We start from the raw sequence: 19,076 nt of genomic DNA, 5'->3' as shown, positions 1-19,076 counted from the left end.
GAGCGAAGAATCTAATAATCATGAAAGGTCAGGAAGTTTCAAACGATAAAAAATACAACAAATTAATAATAATATTATCAATAGTAATTCCATTGGCAGTTGCTGCCCTTTTCGGAATTAAAATTGATGTAGAATTACCTGTTTTTTTACCACCAATTTATGCCTGCATAAATGCTGTTACCGCCCTGGTACTGGTGTTGGCTTTTATTGCTGTCCAGAATAAAAAAATAAAGTTACATGAACGGTTAATGAAGTTTGCTATTATATTATCTGTTTTGTTCTTACTTATGTATATAGCTTATCACATGACCAGTGATTCAACCAAATTTGGAGGCGATGGTATTGCCAAGTATTTCTATTATTTCATACTGCTAACACATATTGTTATGTCGGTGGCAGTTATTCCGTTTGTATTGATCACTTATGTAAGAGCCATTACTAACAACATAGAGAAGCACAAAAAGATAGCTAAAATTACATTTCCGTTATGGCTTTATGTAGCTATAACAGGTGTAATAGTTTATATTATGATTTCACCATATTATTAATGAAACTCTATTTTGTGAAGTTGGTGGAATGCACACAAATAAGAATCTCTAACATGAAAAACAGAATAGTCTTTTTTCTTTTTTCTTTTCTCTTTTTTCTCAAGGCAAATGCGCAATGTGCTATGTGCAGGGCTGTATTGGAAAGTGAGGAAACGCAAAGTGCAGCTGAAGGCATAAATGATGGCATTGTATACTTAATGGCTATCCCATATATCCTTGTGGGGGGTATTATATTCTTTATTTACAGAAAGTACGGAGCGTTAAAAAAATAATAAAAAATTTCCCATGTCTTTTTTGTAACATTTCTTTGTGATAATAGTCTAATTTTTAGGTTGGTTAGACTTATGTAATCCTCATCAAATGTTAGAAATAAAACAATTGCACAAATCCTACCCCATAGGAGATTCACACTTACATGTTTTAAAGGGAATTGATCTTTCTGTTAAAGAAGGTGAAATGGTAGCGATCATGGGATCTTCGGGGTCCGGAAAATCTACTTTGCTCAACATTATAGGGATGTTGGATCATGCAGATTCCGGTGAATACATTTTAGACGGGCTGCTAATTAAAAATCTAACTGAGAAAAAAGCGGCGGTTTACAGGAACAAATTCTTAGGATTTATTTTTCAGTCGTTCAACCTTATTAATTATAAAAATGCTCTGGAAAATGTGGCGTTGCCATTGTATTATCAAGGCATGAAGCGTAAAGAACGCCAGGAATTGGCCATGTTCCATTTAGGAAAAGTAGGGTTAACAGATTGGGCACATCATTTACCAAAAGAACTTTCCGGAGGTCAAAACCAGCGTGTTGCCATTGCAAGAGCATTAGCGGCAAACCCCAAATTATTATTAGCAGACGAGCCCACAGGAGCACTGGATACCACAACGTCTTATGAGATTATGGAATTCATTCAACAGCTAAATGATGAAGGCAAGACCATTTTAATAGTAACTCATGAAGAAGATATAGCTAATATGTGTAAACGTATTGTACGTCTTCGTGACGGTGTTATTATGGAGGATAAAAAAGTAACTCAAGTTAGAGCCAACCAGCATGTTTGATTTAGATACGTGGAGAGAAATATTGCAAAGTATGAATAAAAACAGGACCAGATCCATACTGTCTGGTTTTACCGTGGCTTTTGCTATCATGCTTTTTACCATACTTATAGGTATTGCCAATGGTTTGGAAAACACATTTGAAGAAGCTTTTGTGGATGATGCCAATAATGCCATATTTGTTCATGCAGGCAGAACAACAAAAGCGCATAAGGGCCTGCAGGCAGGCAGACGTATTCAATTTAAAAATGAAGACATAAGCCATATTAAAGATGAGTTTGAAGGAAAAGTCCAATACATTACAGCACGTTTGTTCAGGAATGTTAATGCATCCTTTAGAGGAGAAAAAAACAGTTATAGTTTAAGGGCTGTTCACCCGGACAATCAATTCCTTGAAAAAACAAAGATCAAAGAAGGCCGGTATATCAATAACAACGATTTAACGAACAAATCTAAAGTAGTTGTTATTGGGCGATTGGTGGAAGAAGACTTGTTTACCAAAACTACACCGATAGGTAAATACATCAATTTAAGTGGTATACAATATAAGGTTGTGGGGACATTTACCGATGATGGAGGCGATAATGAGGAACGTATGATATATATGCCTATTTCATCAGCTCAGCAAATATACGGTAATAACGATTATATTGATCAAATTAGTCTAACCTATAATCCGGAAATGAAGTTGAACAGTGCCATTGATTTTGGTATTGCTTTAGAAAAAGATCTTAAGAAAAAGTTTAACGTGTCGCCTAATGACCAACGGGCTGTTAGGGTATTTAATATGGCGCAACAAACCAAAGGCGTCAACCAATTTACAACAGTTTTAAGTGTGATCATTTTTATTATAGGTTTAGGGACCCTTATAGCCGGCATTGTCGGGATCAGCAATATCATGATCTTTATTGTAAAAGAACGCACTAAAGAAATTGGCATTCGAAAAGCATTAGGTGCAGCACCAAAAGCTATTGTTTCCATAATTTTAATTGAATCCATTGTCATAACGGCAATTGCAGGATATTTAGGTCTGTTGATAGGTGTAGGTATACTGGAGTGGGTTGGGCCGGGTTTAAAAGAATATTTTATAAAGGACCCCGGTGTGAACACCTCTATAGTAATAGTGGCAACCATCATATTGGTAGCGGCAGGAGCATTAGCAGGATATTTACCGGCAAAAAAAGCCTCAAGAATAAAACCAATAGTAGCATTAAGAAACGATTAAATGTTTAAGTTTTTATTTGATAGAGATACGTGGCAGGAGGTATACCAAAGTATTACCAAGAACAAGTTACGTACTGTTATTACCATGGTAGGCGTGTGGTGGGGTATTTTATTGCTTATTGGATTGTTAGGAGCTGCAAGAGGTATGGAGAATTCTTTCAACAGGGCCTTTGGGGATTTTGCAACGAACAGCGTTTTTATTTGGGGTCAAAACACCAGTAAGCCCTTTAAAGGGTTTCAGGAAGGAAGACGGGTTAGGCTTAAATTATCAGATGCAAGAAAAATTGAATCTGCTGTTGAGGGTATAGAATTTGTGGTTCCCAGAAACCAAAGTACCGGTTTTGTAGTTAATGGGGAACTTTCCGGAACATTTAATGTAGCCGGTGATTTACCGTTGCTGGATGTAGTTCAAAAAAAGAATTTGATAAAAGGTCGCTTTATCAATCAAAATGATATCGAAGGCAAACGAAAAGTAGCCGTCATTTCAGAAGACATTTACAAACAGGTATTTGAAAAAGATGTGGAGCCTATAGGCCAGTTAATTAAAATTAACAGTCTGAATTTTAAGGTTGTAGGGGTTTTTGAAGTTAAGAATTTTGGAGGTCCCCAATCTGATATTCATATTCCTTTTGACACCTTTCAACAAGTATATAATCAGGGGGATAGGATTGGCTGGATGATGATAACGGGAAAACCGGAGTATAACATCAAGCAAATAGAAGAAGACGCAAAATTATTATTGAAAAATTTAAATAAAATTCATCCCAAAGATAAAAGGGCTTTAGGCAGTTATAATTTAGGTGCTGATTTTAAAAAGGTAACCGGTTTTTTAATTGGGATGCAATTTTTAACCTGGTTTGTTGGGATAGCAACCCTAATTGCAGGTGTTTTTGCTATTGGCAATATTTTATTAATAACCGTAAAAGAACGTACAAAGGAAATTGGTGTTCGCAGAGCATTAGGAGCCACTCCTTTTGAGATCAAAAGGCAGATTGTTGTGGAAGCAGTAACTTTAACATTGGCAGCCGGACTTATGGGAATTATTTCCGGAGGGTGGATTCTGATACTTTTAGATTCGAAATACGGACAAGGTGATGATGCCACTTTAGTTAACGCCTCAGTATCATTATTCATCGTATTTATTGCCTTGTTAATATTAGTGGTGCTAGGCACTTTAATAGGATTAATACCGGCATTTAAAGCCACCAGTGTAAAACCAATAGAAGCATTAAGAGAAGAATAAAACAATCAATAAAAAATGAACAAAACAGTAAAGATTATTTTAATAATAGTGGCCATGTTACTATTAGTTTGGGTATTAAAATATTTTAAAGATGCGAACTCTAAAGATGTTGAGGAGTTTAAAGTAGAAGAACCTTTTTATACCTCTATTAATACAAAAGCGGTTGCAACCGGGAAGTTAAACCCGGAAGAAGAAATTGAATTAAAGCCGCAAATCTCGGGTATTGTAGATGAGATCTTAGTTGAAGAAGGGGACCTTGTGCAGAAAGGCGATTTAATAGCCAAAATCAGAGTGGTTCCTAATGAGCAAAGCTTGGTAAGTGCCAAAAGCAGAATAGCGTCTTCTAAATTGTCTTATGAGAATGCTAAAACATTATATGACAGAAACAAATCGCTTTATGAAAAAGGTGTGATTTCTCAGCAAGATTTTGAAAATAGTGAGTTGTCTTTTAATCAAGCCAAAGAAACACTGGCCCAGGCACAAAACGATTATCAAATTATAAAACGGGGTTCTATTTCAGGAGGAAGTTCCGCCAATACTAATATCATTGCGCAAATTTCAGGGACTATATTAGAAATTCCGGTAAGAGAAGGCGATCAGGTGATACAAAGTAACAACTTTAATGCAGGTACTACTATTGCCACGATCGCTGATATGAGCTTTATGATTTTTGAAGGGAAAGTAGATGAAGCAGAAGTTGGTAAAATTGAAGAAGGTAAAGACATAAAAGTAATTCTGGGAGCCATTGGCGAAAAAGAATTTCCTGCAAAATTAACGTTTGTAGCGCCAAAAGGGGTTGAGGAAAATGGCGCTGTACAGTTTACCGTAAAAGCAGATGTTAAAGTTGACTCTGAAGCCAATATCAGGGCCGGCTATAGTGCCAATGCAGAAATTGATATTGAATCTAAAGACAGTGTTTTAGCAATAAGAGAAGCCTTACTTCAATACAATAGGATTACTGAAAAGCCTTTTGTTGAAATCCTGAAAGGTGATGAGAAGTATAAGAAACAAAATGTGACCCTGGGATTGTCAGATGGTATCAATATAGAAATTACAGAAGGTGTTAAAGTAGGAGATAAAATAAAAGTTTGGAATAAAGTATCTGAAGATGACAAAGATGATAAAGATGACAATGATTAAAAACAGAAGACCTTTTATGAAGCATAGTTTATTACTATTTATACTGCTTATAGCCTCTTCATCTTTTGGTCAACAAAAAAAATGGACACTCCGGGAATGTGTTGCCCACGCTTTGGAAAATAATATTTCGGTTAAACAAGCTGAAAACAACCTGCTTTCAAATGAACAGGATGTCATTGCAGCAAAAGGGCAATTTTATCCGTCCTTAGGTGCCGGTATCACACAATCTATGAGTTTGGGACAGGCAGAATTGTTTCCCGGTAATTTTGTTGATAGAACATTTCATTCCACCGGTATAGGTCTTAGTGTGTCTCAAACAGTTTTTAATGGGTTTAGAAATACTTATTTATACAGACAGTCTCAAATTAATTTGGAAGCTAATGAATTTGAATTAGCCAGGATAAAAGATGATATTTCGTTAAATGTTGCCAATGCCTATTTAAATGTACTGTTCAATAAAGAGAATTTAGAAACGGCACAGGCACAATATGAATTTAGCTCAAAACAATTAGAGCAGGTTAAAGATCTGGTAGATGCCGGAGTACAACCAAAAGCAAATATTTATGATGCCCAAGCGACTTTAAGCAGGGATGCGCAGCAGGTTACCATAGCAGAGAATAACTTTAATTTGGCCCTATTGTCTCTATCTCAATTATTGCAAGTGCCGTTTAACGGGTTTGATGTTGAGATTATTGAAATTGATAAACCCTCCGAAACTATAATGTATAAAAGTATAGACCCGATTATAGAATATGCTTTTCAAAACCGTAATGAAATAAAATTTGCCGAAAAGAATATTGAAAACGCCGAAATAGGCACCAAGATCTCTAAAAGTGGTTATATGCCAAGTGTTTCGTTAGGCTATGGGTATAATACGGGGGCAAACTTTTCAAATTTAACGAGCGATAATTCTTTTTTTCAACAAATAAATGATAATAGAGGCCATAGTTTAAATTTAAATATAAGCATTCCCGTTTTTTCAAGATTTCAGAACAAAACGTCTGTTGCCAAATCTAAAATAGTCGAGGAAAATGCAAAGCTTAGTTTAAATCAAGCCAAATTGACTTTGGAATCGAATATTCAACGTGCATTTACAGATGCACAGGCTGCATTAAAAGCTTATGAAGCCGCCAAGTCTTCATTGTCATCGCAAGAATTGGCTTTTAATAATGCCAAAGAACGTTATGATATTGGTGCTATGACTGCATTTGACTTAGAACAGGCCAGAGTGCAGCTAATAAACGCCCAGGCCTCTTTAATAAATGCTAAGTATGATTTTGTTTTTAAGACAAAAGTTTTAGATTTTTACATGGGAAAAACAATAAACTATTAAATTGGCATTAATACTTAGTATAGAAACGGCTACCACCAATTGTTCGGTAGCACTTTCACGACATGGAAACACCATTGCTTTAAAGGAAGATAGCAGAAATGGCTATTCACATGCCGAAAAATTGCATGTGTTTATAGATGATGTTTTAAAGGAAGCGAACATTGACAAAAATAAGCTGGATGCTATAGGTATTAGTAAAGGCCCCGGCTCCTATACCGGATTGCGTATCGGTGTCTCGGCAGCAAAAGGTTTGGCATTTGCTTTAGATAAACCGTTGATTTCAGTGCCCACTTTAGATGCTTTGGCTCTGCAGGTAACTTGTAATAATGGGGTTATTATAGCTATGTTAGATGCCCGAAGAATGGAAGTGTATTCTGCAGTTTATGATTCAAGCTACAATCAAATAAGAGACACGCAGGCGCAAATTTTGGATGAAACATCTTTTGCCGATTATTTAGAGAAAGATAAGGTATATTTTATAGGGAACGGTGTTGAAAAGACCAGAGAAATCATCAATCATCCCAATGCTGTTTTTATTGAGGACAAGTTGCCATCTGCTAATGAGATGAGTGGATTGGCTTATGATAAATATAAAATAAGCGACACTGAAGATGTCGCTTATTTTGAACCGTATTATTTAAAGGATTTTGTGGCCATAAAGCCTAAATCTTGAAAAGAAAGACCTGCCAGGTTTTTAAAACCTGGCAGGTCTGATATTATGAAATTGGGTAAATATTATCCTTCCTTGTGTATTTCAACCTGGTGTGGATATGGAATTTCAATACCAGCTTTATCAAGTGCCAATTTGCAGCCTTCGGTAACCCCAAAATACACATCCCAATAATCAGCAATGGTAGCATAAGGCCTGACAGCAAAGTTTACGGAACTATCAGCAAGTTCAGCAACACTTACCGAAGGCGCCGGATCTTTTAATACTTTTGGATTAGACGTTAAAACATTCATTAAAACCTCTTTGGTTTGTTTAATATCAGAGTCGTAGCTAACACCAATAGTTAAATCAACACGAAGCATGCCTTCAGTTGAATAGTTAGTGATATTCCCATTAGATAAGGCTCCGTTTGGAATAATAATCTCTTTGTTAGTTGGAGAAAGAATTTTGGTTGTAAAAATTTCAATCTCTTTAACAACCCCAAGTTCGCCCTGGGCTTCAATTAAATCGCCTATTTTAAAAGGTTTGAAAATCATGATCAGAACGCCACCGGCAAAATTCCCTAATGATCCCTGAAGTGCCATACCAATGGCTAAACCGGCAGCGGCTAAAATAGCAGCAAATGAAGTGGTTTCAATACCCAATTGGGAGAGGATGGCTAAGAATAGCAAGATCTTTAAGCCCCAGCCAATTAAATTAAGAAGGAACTTTTGCAAACTCACATCATAATTGTTTTTAGACATGACTTTGCCAATGCCTTTGGTTATTTTTTTAATGATCCAGGAACCAACGATCCAAATGACAATGGCTCCAATAACTTTGATGCCGTACTCTACTATAAAGTTTTGAGCGATTTCTGCATACCTACTTAAATCCATAATTTATTGTATTTGATTAGTGTTATAAAATTAAGAACTACAGCCAACTTTTTCAACTTCAAACAGATGAAAAAAACATTAAACATGCGTTATACTATGCTGACTATTAAAGCTATTATGGCCGGCACAGCCTGAATATAAAACAGCTTTATTTTCTTTGTAGAGTAAGACCCGTAAATACCGGCAATAGTCACACAAATAAGAAAGAAAATGGCAATTTCCGGGTTGTTTTTTAAAATACTGTAAGTTAATCCCGCGGCCAAAAAGCCATTATATAATCCCTGGTTAGCTGCCAGTACTTTGGTTTCTTCCGCAAACGCTTTCGATTTTAGACCAAAGGTTTTAATGCCTTTGGGCTTTGTCCATAAAAACATTTCAAGGATCAGGAAATAGATATGTTCCAGAGCAACAACACCAATTAAAATAATACTTAACGTGGTCATTCTTTTAAAAATTCAATAGCCCTGGTAACTTCAGATACCGGTAGTTTACAAGCTTTATTTACGCAAACATAAATTAAAGTATTACCAGGATTGTATCTGTTTAATAATAAGGGCATATCGCTTTCGGAAATACTTCCTGCGATTAATTTATTGGGAACGTAAGTCCTGTTAAGCTCCGATATTTTTTGTCTGGCATCAGCACCCACTATAGCTACTTCGTAATACGGATTGGTATAATTCAACATTAAATCCAACCAATTCGAATACCCGGAAGCATAGTCCTGCATTTCAGGTTTTACATTATTTAGCATGGTCATGGCATTCTTGCTGAAATGTTCATTGTCAAAATAATGCCCCAATTTAAACAGGTTTTTAGCCATGATGGAATTACTGCCAGGAATCACATTGTCTCTATACTCAATACTTCTTGAAACCAGTGATGCATCTTCATTTGAAGTAAAGAAAAACATATTACTTTGGTCGTCAAAAAAGTGGTCAAAAGTATAATTGGTTAAATCTCTGGCCGTATTAAGCCATTTGGTGTCAAGCGTATTTTCATATAAAGTGATAAAGGCGTCAATAACCGTTACATAGTCCTCAAGGTACCCATTGAATTTACTTTCGCCTGCTTTGTAAGTATGATAAAGCCCGCCATCTTCTTTCATCATGTTATCGATAATGAATGAGGCATTTTTTATGGCAATGTCAAGATATTCCTGTTTTTCGAACACCCGGTAAGCATCGGCGTAACCTTTAAGCATTAACCCGTTCCATGAGGCCAACGTTTTATCATCTAATCTGGGTTTTGGTCGCTTGTTTCTAACTTCCAAAAGCATATGTTTCCAGGAATCAATTTTTTTATTGAGTACTTCTTTGCTAATATTATGTTTTTTTATGATAGCTGCATCGTCATCCTTTCTAATGAGTACATAATTACCATGTTCCCAAAGCCCATAACTATTGATGTTATAATAATCTGAAAACAATTCGAAATCATCGGATAAAAGGGATTGCAGCTCTTCTTTGTTCCATACATAAAACGCCCCTTCTTCCAATTCACCTTCAGCATTGTCACTATCCGCATCGAGAGACGAATAAAACGCACCTTCATCAGTGGTCATATCCCTTTCAACATACTTCAAAGTTTCTTCAACAATGTCTTTATATAATTCATTTTTGGTTATTAAATAGGCGTCGGCATATAAACTCACCAATTGACCGTTGTCATAAAGCATTTTTTCAAAATGTGGGACATGCCATTTAGCATCTACGGAATACCTTGAAAATCCGCCGCCAATTTGATCAAAAACACCGCCATAGGCCATTTTGGTCAATGTAGTATTAACATAATCCAGAAGCTTTTGATCATTGTTCTGATAAGCATATCGCAATAAAAAGTGATAATTATTAGGCATCATAAACTTAGGTGCCCTGTTCAAACCACCAAGACTGTTATCAAATAAAGTAGACCATTTTTTTACTGCGGTCTCAATGAATTCACGTTCAAACTCAGGAGCGTCTGTGTTGAGCTCAACCATGTCTAAAGACTTTAAGCCCTTTTCAACATTATCAGCTTGTTGATATAATTTATCCGGCTCATTTGAATACAGTTTAGTGATCTGTTCCAGGATACTTATCCACTGGTCTTTAGGGAAATAGGTGCCGCCCCAAACGGGTCTTCCATCAGGTAAGGCAACCACGTTTAAAGGCCAGCCGCCTCTACCGGTCATTAATTGAACCGCATTCATATAGGCTTGGTCTACATCCGGCCTTTCTTCCCTGTCTACTTTAATGTTGACGAAATGTTTATTCATAACATCCGCAACCAGACTGTCTTCAAAACTTTCACGCTCCATAACATGACACCAGTGACAGGCCGAATACCCGACACTAATAAGGATCAGTTTTTTATCAGCCTTTGCTTTTTCAAGCGTTTCATCATTCCATGCTTTCCAATCTACCGGATTGTGGGCATGTTGCAGGAGATAAGGACTGGTTTCGTTTATAAGGTCGTTAGTGTATTTATGATTTTGCATGGCGTTTTTGTTCTGGCCTTTACAGCTTAATAATGAAATTATTAAAAGCAATACTATATAGGATATCTTTTTCATAGATTTTATAAACGTATAAATATAAGACATAAAAAGGCGTTCAGGAAACTGACAGGACTAAAATAATTGTTAAAACACACAAGGGAATAATTGCTTTAATCGCCAAAGGTTACATCTGCCCATTGAAAAACAATAAAACGAACAGATAAAAAGAACGCTTCAATTTAATTGTTAATATATTTTAAATTACCCGTTAATGGCCTCAACCATCTCCACTTTACCCGGCAGCATTTGTTTAAGCATGTTTTCTATGCCGTTTTTTAAGGTAAAGGTTGACGACGGGCACCCACTACAAGCTCCCTGAAGCAAAACACTCACGTTTTTCGTGTTTTCATCGTAGGACAAAAATTGAATATTGCCACCATCACTGGCCACAGCAGGTTTGACGTATTCTTCAAGAATGTTAACGATTTCCTTAGATATGTCATCTAATGCGTCAAACTGATGGTCTTTTTGGGCATTGGTTTTTTGAAGTTTTTCAGCTGCTTCAGGCAAGACAACCGCTTTTCCACTTTCAATATAATACTTGATGAATTCCCTAAGCTCAATAGTAATATCTTGCCATTCGGATACGTCATATTTTGTTATGGATACGTAATTCTCTTCAATAAATACACTTTTTACAAACGGGAAATGAAATAATTCCGTAGCCAATGGCGACAATTTGGCGTCATCAATCGAAGTAAATTCAAATAAGGTCGTAACTATTTTTTTATTGGTTACGAACTTCATAACCGACGGGTTTGGAGTGGCTTCGGCATACACAGTCACCGGAACTTTTTTTGGAGCTTCGGCTTCATTAATTACAGTGCCACCGTCATTTAAATAGGCTTCTATTTGTTGGGCAACTTCGTCTTGCACGTCGCCCCATTCAACAATATCATAGCGTTCCACGGCAATAAAATTCCCGGAAATATAAACCTTTTTCACAAAGGGTAAATAGAATAATTGTTGGGCTAAAGGCGATGGTTTTGCTTCATCAATATTATTGAATTCAAAACTCTGATGATTCGTTATAAATTGATTTACCTCGAATTTAACTATGGCGTTATTTGATGTTTCCTGCACAGAAACCTTGAAAGTGTTCATTTCAGCTAATTTTTTACAAAAATACTAAAAGAAAACTACAGATATCCATATATTTGAGTTCTGTGTCCTAAATTTAAGACATGGAAGAATAAAGTTTTGCTTTATTCTTTTTTGTGTAATTTTTTAATAATCAAGACGTTTGTATAACACCAGACCTACTTGGTATAAAGTTTATGAGATTAAAAAATATATTAATGATAGCAATAGGGGTGGTATTCACTAATGTTGCTATTTCACAAGAAGGCTTGCCTATATATACTGATTATCTTACCGATAATTATTATTTAATTCACCCGTCTATGGCCGGAGCCGCCAATTGTTCTAAGATAAGACTAACGTCACGTCAGCAATGGTTCGGTCATGATGATGCTCCAAGATTAACAACATTGAGTATTAACGGTAGAATAGGAGACTCACCATCGGGAATAGGGGGGATTGTATATACAGATAAAAACGGGTTTCACTCACAAACGGGTGCCTACGCAACCTATGCCCATCACTTAATGTTTTCAAGAAGTGAAGTAGATCTAAATATGTTGTCGTTTGGATTGAGTGCCGGATTTATTCAGTACAAACTGGATGAAACCTCTTTTTTGTTTGATGGGCCGGATCCGTTAATAGATGGTATTGTTCAAAATGCTACTAACTTCAATATTGATTTTGGATTTTCTTATCACTTTTTAGATTTTTATGCGCATGGAGCGGTAAAGAACATGCTTAATAATGAAGGGATTAACAAAGAACCTAATGTGACCAGTAATTTAAGGCGCTATTTGCTTACTGTTGGTGGTGTTTTTGGTAAATTGGGAAGCGCCTGGAGTTATGAACCTTCTGCGATGTTACAATACAGAGATGCTACTAAAGAGGCTTCTGTTGATATAAATGCCAAAGTTTACAGGCAAATGGATTTTGGAACTATTTGGGCGGGTTTATCATATAGAAATAGTTTTGATGGTGCCGAATATATCAGTTCTAATGCTATAAACAGCCAAAGATTACAGCAAATTACGCCACTTGTAGGTGTTAATTATAAAAATTTCATGTTTGCCTATACGTATACACATCAGACCAATTCCGTGGTGTTTACAAATGGTGGGTTTCACCAGTTTACTTTAGGTTATAACTTTGGTTGCAGACGCCAACGATTTGACTGTAAGTGTCCGGCGGTTAATTACTAAAAACAGATCTGAAAAGTACTCAAGATTGTCATTCTGAATTTATTTCAGAATCTCATCCTAATTTGTTGCCAGGTGGTATGAGAGCCTGAAATACTGAAACAAGTTCAGTACATGCAAGTTCAGGTTGACAAAAATTTAACTTTTCAGACCGCTTCCTTTTTTAATCCCAGGTATATTGTTTCTTTTTTGCCTGTTCTTTAATGGCTTTGGTCATGGCATTTTCCAAACCATTGGTGTTTTTAGTCCTGGATTGCTCCGATATATATTTGGTGCGCTTCACATTTAACTCCTGGATTTTTTTCTGAATGGCCGCTCTTTCTGTTTTCTTTTTGGCAACATAGGCTTTTATTTCAGATTCAGATTTTCCCTTAAGCACTTCGGGAAGCGCTTCTTCTTTTAGATCTTCAATGACTACTTCTTCATTTTCTACGGCATCGACTAAATCCCAGGAGGCGTTTTTGTAAAAATGAGAACTCTTACTAACAGAACGTTTTACCGCATTTGCATAACCGTATACCCTGGCATTAGTGTCTTGTTGGGCTTGTTCTGCTACTTTATCCCTTCCTCTTTTACCGTAAGCTACGTAAGTTTTGTTTAATTGCTGATTCAGCATTAAAATCTTATCGTCATAAGGGGAAGCAATATGTACAGTCTTCTGATTATGGTCAATAGCCATATAATCTCCATTAGTTAATTTGGCACCATCTTTCCAGTGGGTAGAAACACCTTGATTGTAATTGCCGCAGAAAATAGTGTTGATGGTAACATCTTTTTCTTTAGCATTTACGGAAGCATCTTTGTAATGAACACTGCCTTGAGTAAAAGGTTCGTTGCCTGCAATAAAAACCAGTTTTAAATCATCCGGGTTATTACCCCAGTTTAATTGGTTTAAAGCGGTTTGAATGACTTGTCCGCAATACTCATTGCCACCATTGGTAGTTAAAGAAAAAAGCTCTTTTGAGATATCATCTAAATCATTGCTAAAAGCCAAAACTTGTCTAATATAACCTTCAGCACTATGGAGCCTGTCGTTTCCATATTCATATAATGCAATTTGCAGATTTGGTTTTTCATCGCCACATTTGGCATAAGACAGTTCATTAACTATATCCCAAAGTTGTGCTTTGGCCTGATCTATTAATCCGTCCATGCTATTACTCGTGTCTAACAAAAGGGCCACCTTAATATACTGTTTGTTCGGATGATGTTTAACTGTAACTTCAGCTAGGTCGTTTTGGGTTTGCTTTTTATTATTAGCGTTACACGCCATGAACCCAATTAAGGTTAAACTTAAAATGAATGTTTTAAGATGTGTTTTCATAGATTATGTTTTTTGATTAATAGCGTAAATCTAGGTTCAAAGTTTTTTTTAAAAAAAGCAGAATGAGTTAAGTGGCCAGGTAAATGAGTAAACAGAACCCCCTAATGCGTAAACAAGTCTTTTTCACCTTAAAAAACAGTAAAAATGATTTTGGCCATTTTATTAAACCAATGAAAGTGCGTAAGTTTATCTATTAGAAAGAAACAAATGCAGACTGCTTTAAAACATATATGGATTCTTTATTTTTTGTTCAACCCGCTTTCGTTGTTGGGCCAGAATGATATAGAGGATGCTCCAAAATTCATTGTAAGGGGTAAGGTTGTTGAAAGTGATACGCGTGACCCGATTTCCAATGTAAATATTGAAGTTAACGGAGGGAACTACACAACAACAGATATTTTTGGTGAGTTTAGGATTCAGGCCAGAAAAGGTGATGAACTAACTATCAGGCATAAAGATTTTGAAACGGTGTATTATATCATTCAAAGCAATGAACGTATTCTTGTAGAGGTAGAACCTGAGGAAGAAAAAGAACTTAAGCAAGAGAAGTTTATTAGTAAACGTTCAAAATCCAAAGCGCCTCAATTTAATTGGTATATAGATTCCGCAGAAGTATACCTGAAAAAAGATGCCAAAAAGAGTATTCAATTTGTTACTAATGCTTTAAAACTTAGTGATTCTAAAAAGGAAAATGCAGAAGCCTACGAAGTCTTAGGGGACATCAATATGTTTTGGAAGCAACCGGATCTGGCCATTTCAAACTACAATACCAGTTTAAAGAGCAATAACACCAACGAGGTTAAACTAAAATTAGCCGTTGCCTACAAGGAGAATAAAAACTACCAGGAAAGCATTGAGCTTTACAACAGTATTGGTAAAAAACGCCTATCAAATTATCAGCTGGTGACCTTGTATGAAGGGTTGGGAGATGTTTATAAAGCCATAAAACAATACGATGCTTCTATAAAAGCATATCAGGACGGGTTAAATGTAGCTCAAAAACATGTGATCACACCTAAAATAACCGATTTAAATTCTAAAATAGCTGAGGTTTATAATGAAAAAGGTGAGGTTGAAGAAGCACAGGGCCTTTTCAAAAAATCACTCAAGTTAGCAGGTAACGAAAACAAAAAAAGAGCCCTTGAAGAAAAAGTAAAAGTAGCTGATTTTGAGGGAGCAAATCTTAATTTTTCTAGTGAAATAGAGCTTAGAAAACAGGCTTTGGAAGATATTGCAGATATAGCACTAGACTCCATTTTTTTAGGTAACGAAAGCCCATTAACACCGCAAAGACAAAATTATAAAATAGGTAATGCCTATGCGCTTCAGAATGATTATGGAAATGCCATAACCTACCTAGAAAAAAGTATAGAAGAAGCCGATGAAAAAGAAGATCTTATTGTGCAAAAAGATGCCACCAGGAAACTGTCTGAGGTTTATCGTGATGCCGGACAATTTGATAAGGCCTTAATAGCCTATCAAAACTATGTAGAGGTAGTTGATAAACTCTATGTGCTAAAGGAACAGGAGATATCTCAGGCTTCAAAGTTCAGTAAGGACCTGGCAACAAAACAAAACAGAATTACCAGTTTGGAGAGTGAAAAATCTTTGGCTAACACCAGGTATCAGTTGAATACAGAAGAAACTAAGCGACAGGAATTATTGATTTATTCACTTTTTGGAGGTGTTCTACTTCTTTTAATTGTGGCTTTTTTAATGTTTAAATATATCAGGCAACAACGATTGGCCAATAATTTACTGGCTTTAAAATCGTTGCGTAGTCAAATGAATCCGCACTTTATTTTTAATGCGCTTAATTCTGTAAATAGTTTTATAGCCTCTAATGACGAACGAACCGCGAACAAATATTTATCTGACTTTTCATTGTTAATGCGAGCCGTTTTAGAGAATAGCGAAGAAGACTTTATTCCGTTGGAAAAAGAAATTGAACTGCTTCAGCTTTACACCAAACTGGAACATTTCAGATTTAAGGATAAGTTTGATTACAGTATTACTGTAGCTGATGATATCAACGTAAAGGACTTTGTAATTCCACCTATGTTGTTGCAACCTTATATTGAAAATGCGGTATGGCATGGCTTGCGCTATAAAAAGAGTAAGGGGCATTTAGAAATAGCTATTGCCCAAGCAAACGCCGATGAGATTTCCATTACTATTGCTGATAATGGTATAGGTAGAAAAAAATCAAAAACATTAAAAACTCAAAACCAGCAAAAGCAAAACTCAAAAGGGATGGGTAATATTAAAAAACGCGTATCCATTTTAAACGACATGTATAAAGACAAAGTAGATGTTTTGATAACCGATTTCCAAGGTGCCGAGGACACCGGAACAAAAGTTGTTGTAACACTTAAAAAGGATTAACGATTTCAGATTAAAACAATCAAAGTCACCTCGAGCGCAGTCGAGAGGTCTCATAATTAAAGCATATGAAACTAGATGCCATCATTGTAGAAGACGAGCAAACCAGTAGAGCCATTCTAAAGAACTACTTAAAAAAATATTGTCCTAATGTGACTATTTTAGGTGAAGCTGCCAATGTAGAAGAGGCTTTGATCCTGATTAGAAATCACGATTTAGATCTGGTATTTTTAGATGTGGAAATGCCCTATGGGAACGCTTTTGATCTGCTGGATAAGGTGGGGGATATAGATTTTGAGACCGTGTTTGTAACAGCTTATGATCATTATGCCATGGAGGCTTTGAATGCCCATGCATCCTATTATTTAATGAAACCCATTTCTATTGATGAGCTCATTAAAGCGATTGATTACGTTACCGAAATAAAAACCAAAGAAAATGCCTTACAGGATCAGGTATTAGTACCAAAAACTAATAGTGTAAACGGAAAAATAACGATTCCGCAGTTAGATGGATTCGAGATCTTAAGCACCTCGGATATTTTATATTGTAAGGCCGATGATAATTACACCGAAATCTATCTCAATAACAACAAAAAGAAATTGGTTAGTAAAACACTCAAATATTTTGAAGAGGCTTTAAATGGTGCCAGTTTTGCTCGAGTACACAAATCGTATTTAGTTAATGTTAATGAAGTGGTGAAATACGTAAAAGGAAAAGGAGGCAGTGTGGTGCTGAGTAACGGAAAAGAAATTATGGTATCTGCTTCAAAAAAAGCAGAGTTATTGTCCTATTTTAAATAGCTTTGTCATTAATCAATAAAAAATAATCATTAAGAAACATGCCAGTAATCTTACCAGTAAAAGATAAATCCCCACAGATACCAGACGATTGTTTTATTGCCGAAAATGCCACTATTGTGGGCGATGTGGTTATGGGTAACCAATGCAGTATCTGGTTTAGTACTGTAGTTAGGGGAGATGTTAACTATATTAAAATAGGCAATAAGGTGAATGTACAGGACGGTGCTGTTATTCATGGGACATATCAAACCGCTCCAACTAATATTGGTAATAACGTGTCCATTGGGCACAATGCCCTGGTACATGGTTGTACCATTCATGATAACGTTTTGGTGGGTATGGGCAGTATTATTATGGATGGTAGCGTGGTAGAAAGTAATTGCATCATTGCAGCCGGCGCTGTGGTAACTCAAAACACCAGGGTGGAATCAGGTAGCATTTATGCAGGGATTCCTGCCAAAAAAATAAAAGATATCAGCCAGGAACTGATCTCTGGTGAAATCAATCGAATAGCAGACGCCTATATTAAATATTCCGGTTGGTTTAAATGACAATTTATTGTTATCCTGAACTAGTTTCAGGATCTCATTATTAATTATTATGGCGTTACCCTTATGGGTACGCTTTTAGCAGTCGCTTTTTTCATTATGGCAAAGCAGGTTGTGGTTAAAAATCCAGATAAGTAACACTGTAATCATTTCCTAAAAGCTGGTCCAATACTTCAGGGCTCCCATTAGTATAAAATTCGATTTTGGGTTTTGAAGTTTGGGTATTACAAAGCATGTGGTTTTCTAGTATATGCTTTGTCTGTCGTGCTACCGCTTCACCCGAATCGATAATCTTTACATGCTTAGGCAATATTTCAACCAGTAAAGGCATTAAATAGGGGTAATGAGAGCAACCCAAAACCAAGTAATCAATATGCGCTTTTATCATGGGTTCCAAATAAACCGTTAAAAGGGCTTTCATGGCTTCGGAATACAATTTTCCACTTTCAATGAGGTCAACAATACCATCGCCATCTTGTTCAATAACGGTAACATTACTTGCAAATTTTCCGGATGTTTTTGAGAATAAGGCACTGCTTAAGGTGCCCTGAGTAGCTAAGATCCCAACAGCATTGGTTTTGGTTTGCAAGGCTGCAGGTTTTATAGCGGGTTCAATGCCTATAAACGGGACTTTGTACGTGTCTCTTAAATAGTCAATTGCGTTTGTAGTGGCTGTATTACAGGCTACAACAATGAGTTTACAACCTTTTTCCAATAAAAGCTCCGTGTTTTTAATGCATAAATTGATAATAGCTTCTTTCCCTTTGGGGCCGTAAGGCGCATTGATGCTATCAGCCAGATAGATCGTGCTTTCATTCGGCAAAAGACGGTGAATTTCTTTCCAAATAGAAGTACCGCCAACTCCGGAATCAAAAATACCAACTGGTTGTTTGTTCATTTATGACATTTTATTTCAAGTCGCATTCCGAATTAACTTGTGCTGAACTGGTTTCAGTATGTCGGAATCTCGTATCAAATATAATCCAAACTTTTATGATGAGAACCTGAAATATTGAAACAAGTTCAGATTAACAGATTATTAATCAGATATTGGTTTCACTAAATAAAAAAGCTGCTTTGTAAAAAGCAGCTTTTTTGAAAGTAAG

18 protein-coding genes are annotated in these 19,076 nt (G+C 36.2%); 12 read left to right on the top strand and 6 right to left on the bottom strand.

Features of this window, described 5'->3' with window-relative positions; genetic code table 11:
• Positions 1-20: 20 nt before the first annotated feature.
• From Q0983_RS09430 to tsaB, 8 genes are all read left to right on the top strand, one after another.
• Complete coding sequence (locus Q0983_RS09430) at positions 21-548, top strand: DUF420 domain-containing protein (RefSeq protein WP_299551878.1); 528 nt, start codon at positions 21-23, stop codon at positions 546-548.
• Positions 549-601: 53 nt separating this feature from the next.
• Entirely contained in the window at positions 602-820 is a 219-nt protein-coding gene (locus tag Q0983_RS09425; RefSeq protein ID WP_299551875.1) for a hypothetical protein, read from the top strand.
• 88 nt (positions 821-908) lie between these two features.
• The gene (locus Q0983_RS09420) at positions 909-1,610 is read left to right on the top strand and encodes an ABC transporter ATP-binding protein (RefSeq protein ID WP_299551872.1); all 702 of its coding nucleotides are present in this window, start codon (positions 909-911) and stop codon (positions 1,608-1,610) included.
• Positions 1,603-2,832 (top strand): ABC transporter permease, encoded by a 1,230-nt coding sequence (locus tag Q0983_RS09415; protein ID WP_299551869.1) that lies wholly within the window; start codon positions 1,603-1,605, stop codon positions 2,830-2,832. The genes Q0983_RS09420 and Q0983_RS09415 overlap by 8 nt, the downstream gene beginning before the upstream one ends.
• The gene (locus Q0983_RS09410) at positions 2,833-4,074 is read left to right on the top strand and encodes an ABC transporter permease (RefSeq protein ID WP_299551866.1); all 1,242 of its coding nucleotides are present in this window, start codon (positions 2,833-2,835) and stop codon (positions 4,072-4,074) included. It begins immediately after the preceding gene.
• Between the two features lie 15 nt (positions 4,075-4,089).
• Positions 4,090-5,214 carry an efflux RND transporter periplasmic adaptor subunit gene (locus Q0983_RS09405; RefSeq protein WP_299551863.1) on the top strand — a complete coding sequence of 375 codons (1,125 nt, stop codon included), beginning with the start codon at positions 4,090-4,092 and terminating at the stop codon, positions 5,212-5,214.
• Between the two features lie 16 nt (positions 5,215-5,230).
• The gene (locus tag Q0983_RS09400) at positions 5,231-6,547 is read left to right on the top strand and encodes a TolC family protein (protein WP_299551860.1); all 1,317 of its coding nucleotides are present in this window, start codon (positions 5,231-5,233) and stop codon (positions 6,545-6,547) included.
• 1 nt (position 6,548) lies between these two features.
• A complete protein-coding gene (gene tsaB, locus Q0983_RS09395) occupies positions 6,549-7,220 on the top strand; it encodes a tRNA (adenosine(37)-N6)-threonylcarbamoyltransferase complex dimerization subunit type 1 TsaB (protein ID WP_299551857.1) in 672 nt (223 codons plus the stop codon).
• Positions 7,221-7,282: 62 nt separating this feature from the next.
• On the opposite strand, the gene Q0983_RS09390 is transcribed toward tsaB, so the two are convergent.
• From Q0983_RS09390 to Q0983_RS09375, 4 genes are all read right to left on the bottom strand, one after another.
• Positions 7,283-8,095: a mechanosensitive ion channel domain-containing protein gene (locus Q0983_RS09390; protein WP_299551854.1), complete on the bottom strand. Its 813-nt coding sequence runs from the start codon at positions 8,093-8,095 to the stop codon at positions 7,283-7,285.
• An 89-nt stretch (positions 8,096-8,184) separates the two neighbouring features.
• On the bottom strand, positions 8,185-8,538 hold the full coding sequence (locus tag Q0983_RS09385) for a DUF1304 domain-containing protein (protein WP_299551851.1): 354 nt from the start codon (positions 8,536-8,538) through the stop codon (positions 8,185-8,187).
• Positions 8,535-10,649 (bottom strand): thioredoxin domain-containing protein, encoded by a 2,115-nt coding sequence (locus Q0983_RS09380; RefSeq protein ID WP_299551849.1) that lies wholly within the window; start codon positions 10,647-10,649, stop codon positions 8,535-8,537. Before Q0983_RS09380 ends, Q0983_RS09385 begins: the two co-directional genes overlap by 4 nt.
• A 186-nt stretch (positions 10,650-10,835) precedes the next feature.
• Positions 10,836-11,738 carry a NifU family protein gene (locus Q0983_RS09375; protein WP_299551846.1) on the bottom strand — a complete coding sequence of 301 codons (903 nt, stop codon included), beginning with the start codon at positions 11,736-11,738 and terminating at the stop codon, positions 10,836-10,838.
• A 173-nt stretch (positions 11,739-11,911) separates the two neighbouring features.
• Here Q0983_RS09375 and Q0983_RS09370 point away from each other — a divergent pair, with 173 nt between their 5' ends.
• Positions 11,912-12,916, top strand: coding sequence for a type IX secretion system membrane protein PorP/SprF (locus Q0983_RS09370; RefSeq protein ID WP_299551843.1), 1,005 nt, complete (start codon positions 11,912-11,914; stop codon positions 12,914-12,916).
• Positions 12,917-13,076: 160 nt separating this feature from the next.
• Here Q0983_RS09370 and Q0983_RS09365 read toward each other — a convergent pair whose 3' ends face one another.
• The gene (locus tag Q0983_RS09365) at positions 13,077-14,237 is read right to left on the bottom strand and encodes a vWA domain-containing protein (protein WP_299551840.1); all 1,161 of its coding nucleotides are present in this window, start codon (positions 14,235-14,237) and stop codon (positions 13,077-13,079) included.
• Between the two features lie 207 nt (positions 14,238-14,444).
• On the opposite strand from Q0983_RS09365, the gene Q0983_RS09360 reads away from it, so the two are divergent.
• The 3 genes from Q0983_RS09360 to Q0983_RS09350 all read left to right on the top strand — a co-directional run bounded on the left by Q0983_RS09360 (position 14,445) and on the right by Q0983_RS09350 (position 17,973).
• Entirely contained in the window at positions 14,445-16,622 is a 2,178-nt protein-coding gene (locus Q0983_RS09360) for a histidine kinase (protein ID WP_299551837.1), read from the top strand.
• Positions 16,623-16,687: 65 nt separating this feature from the next.
• Positions 16,688-17,422: a LytTR family DNA-binding domain-containing protein gene (locus Q0983_RS09355; protein ID WP_299551834.1), complete on the top strand. Its 735-nt coding sequence runs from the start codon at positions 16,688-16,690 to the stop codon at positions 17,420-17,422.
• Positions 17,423-17,460: 38 nt separating this feature from the next.
• Positions 17,461-17,973: a gamma carbonic anhydrase family protein gene (locus Q0983_RS09350; protein ID WP_299551831.1), complete on the top strand. Its 513-nt coding sequence runs from the start codon at positions 17,461-17,463 to the stop codon at positions 17,971-17,973.
• Between the two features lie 115 nt (positions 17,974-18,088).
• Here Q0983_RS09350 and murI read toward each other — a convergent pair whose 3' ends face one another.
• A complete protein-coding gene (gene murI, locus Q0983_RS09345) occupies positions 18,089-18,868 on the bottom strand; it encodes a glutamate racemase (protein WP_299551828.1) in 780 nt (259 codons plus the stop codon).
• Positions 18,869-19,076 lie beyond the last annotated feature (208 nt).

This window comes from Seonamhaeicola sp. (genome assembly GCF_028281565.1).
Classification (GTDB): Bacteria; Bacteroidota; Bacteroidia; order Flavobacteriales; family Flavobacteriaceae; genus Seonamhaeicola.
Note: the sequence above shows the minus strand (reverse complement) of the source record. Positions and strands in the feature narration are given on the sequence as shown.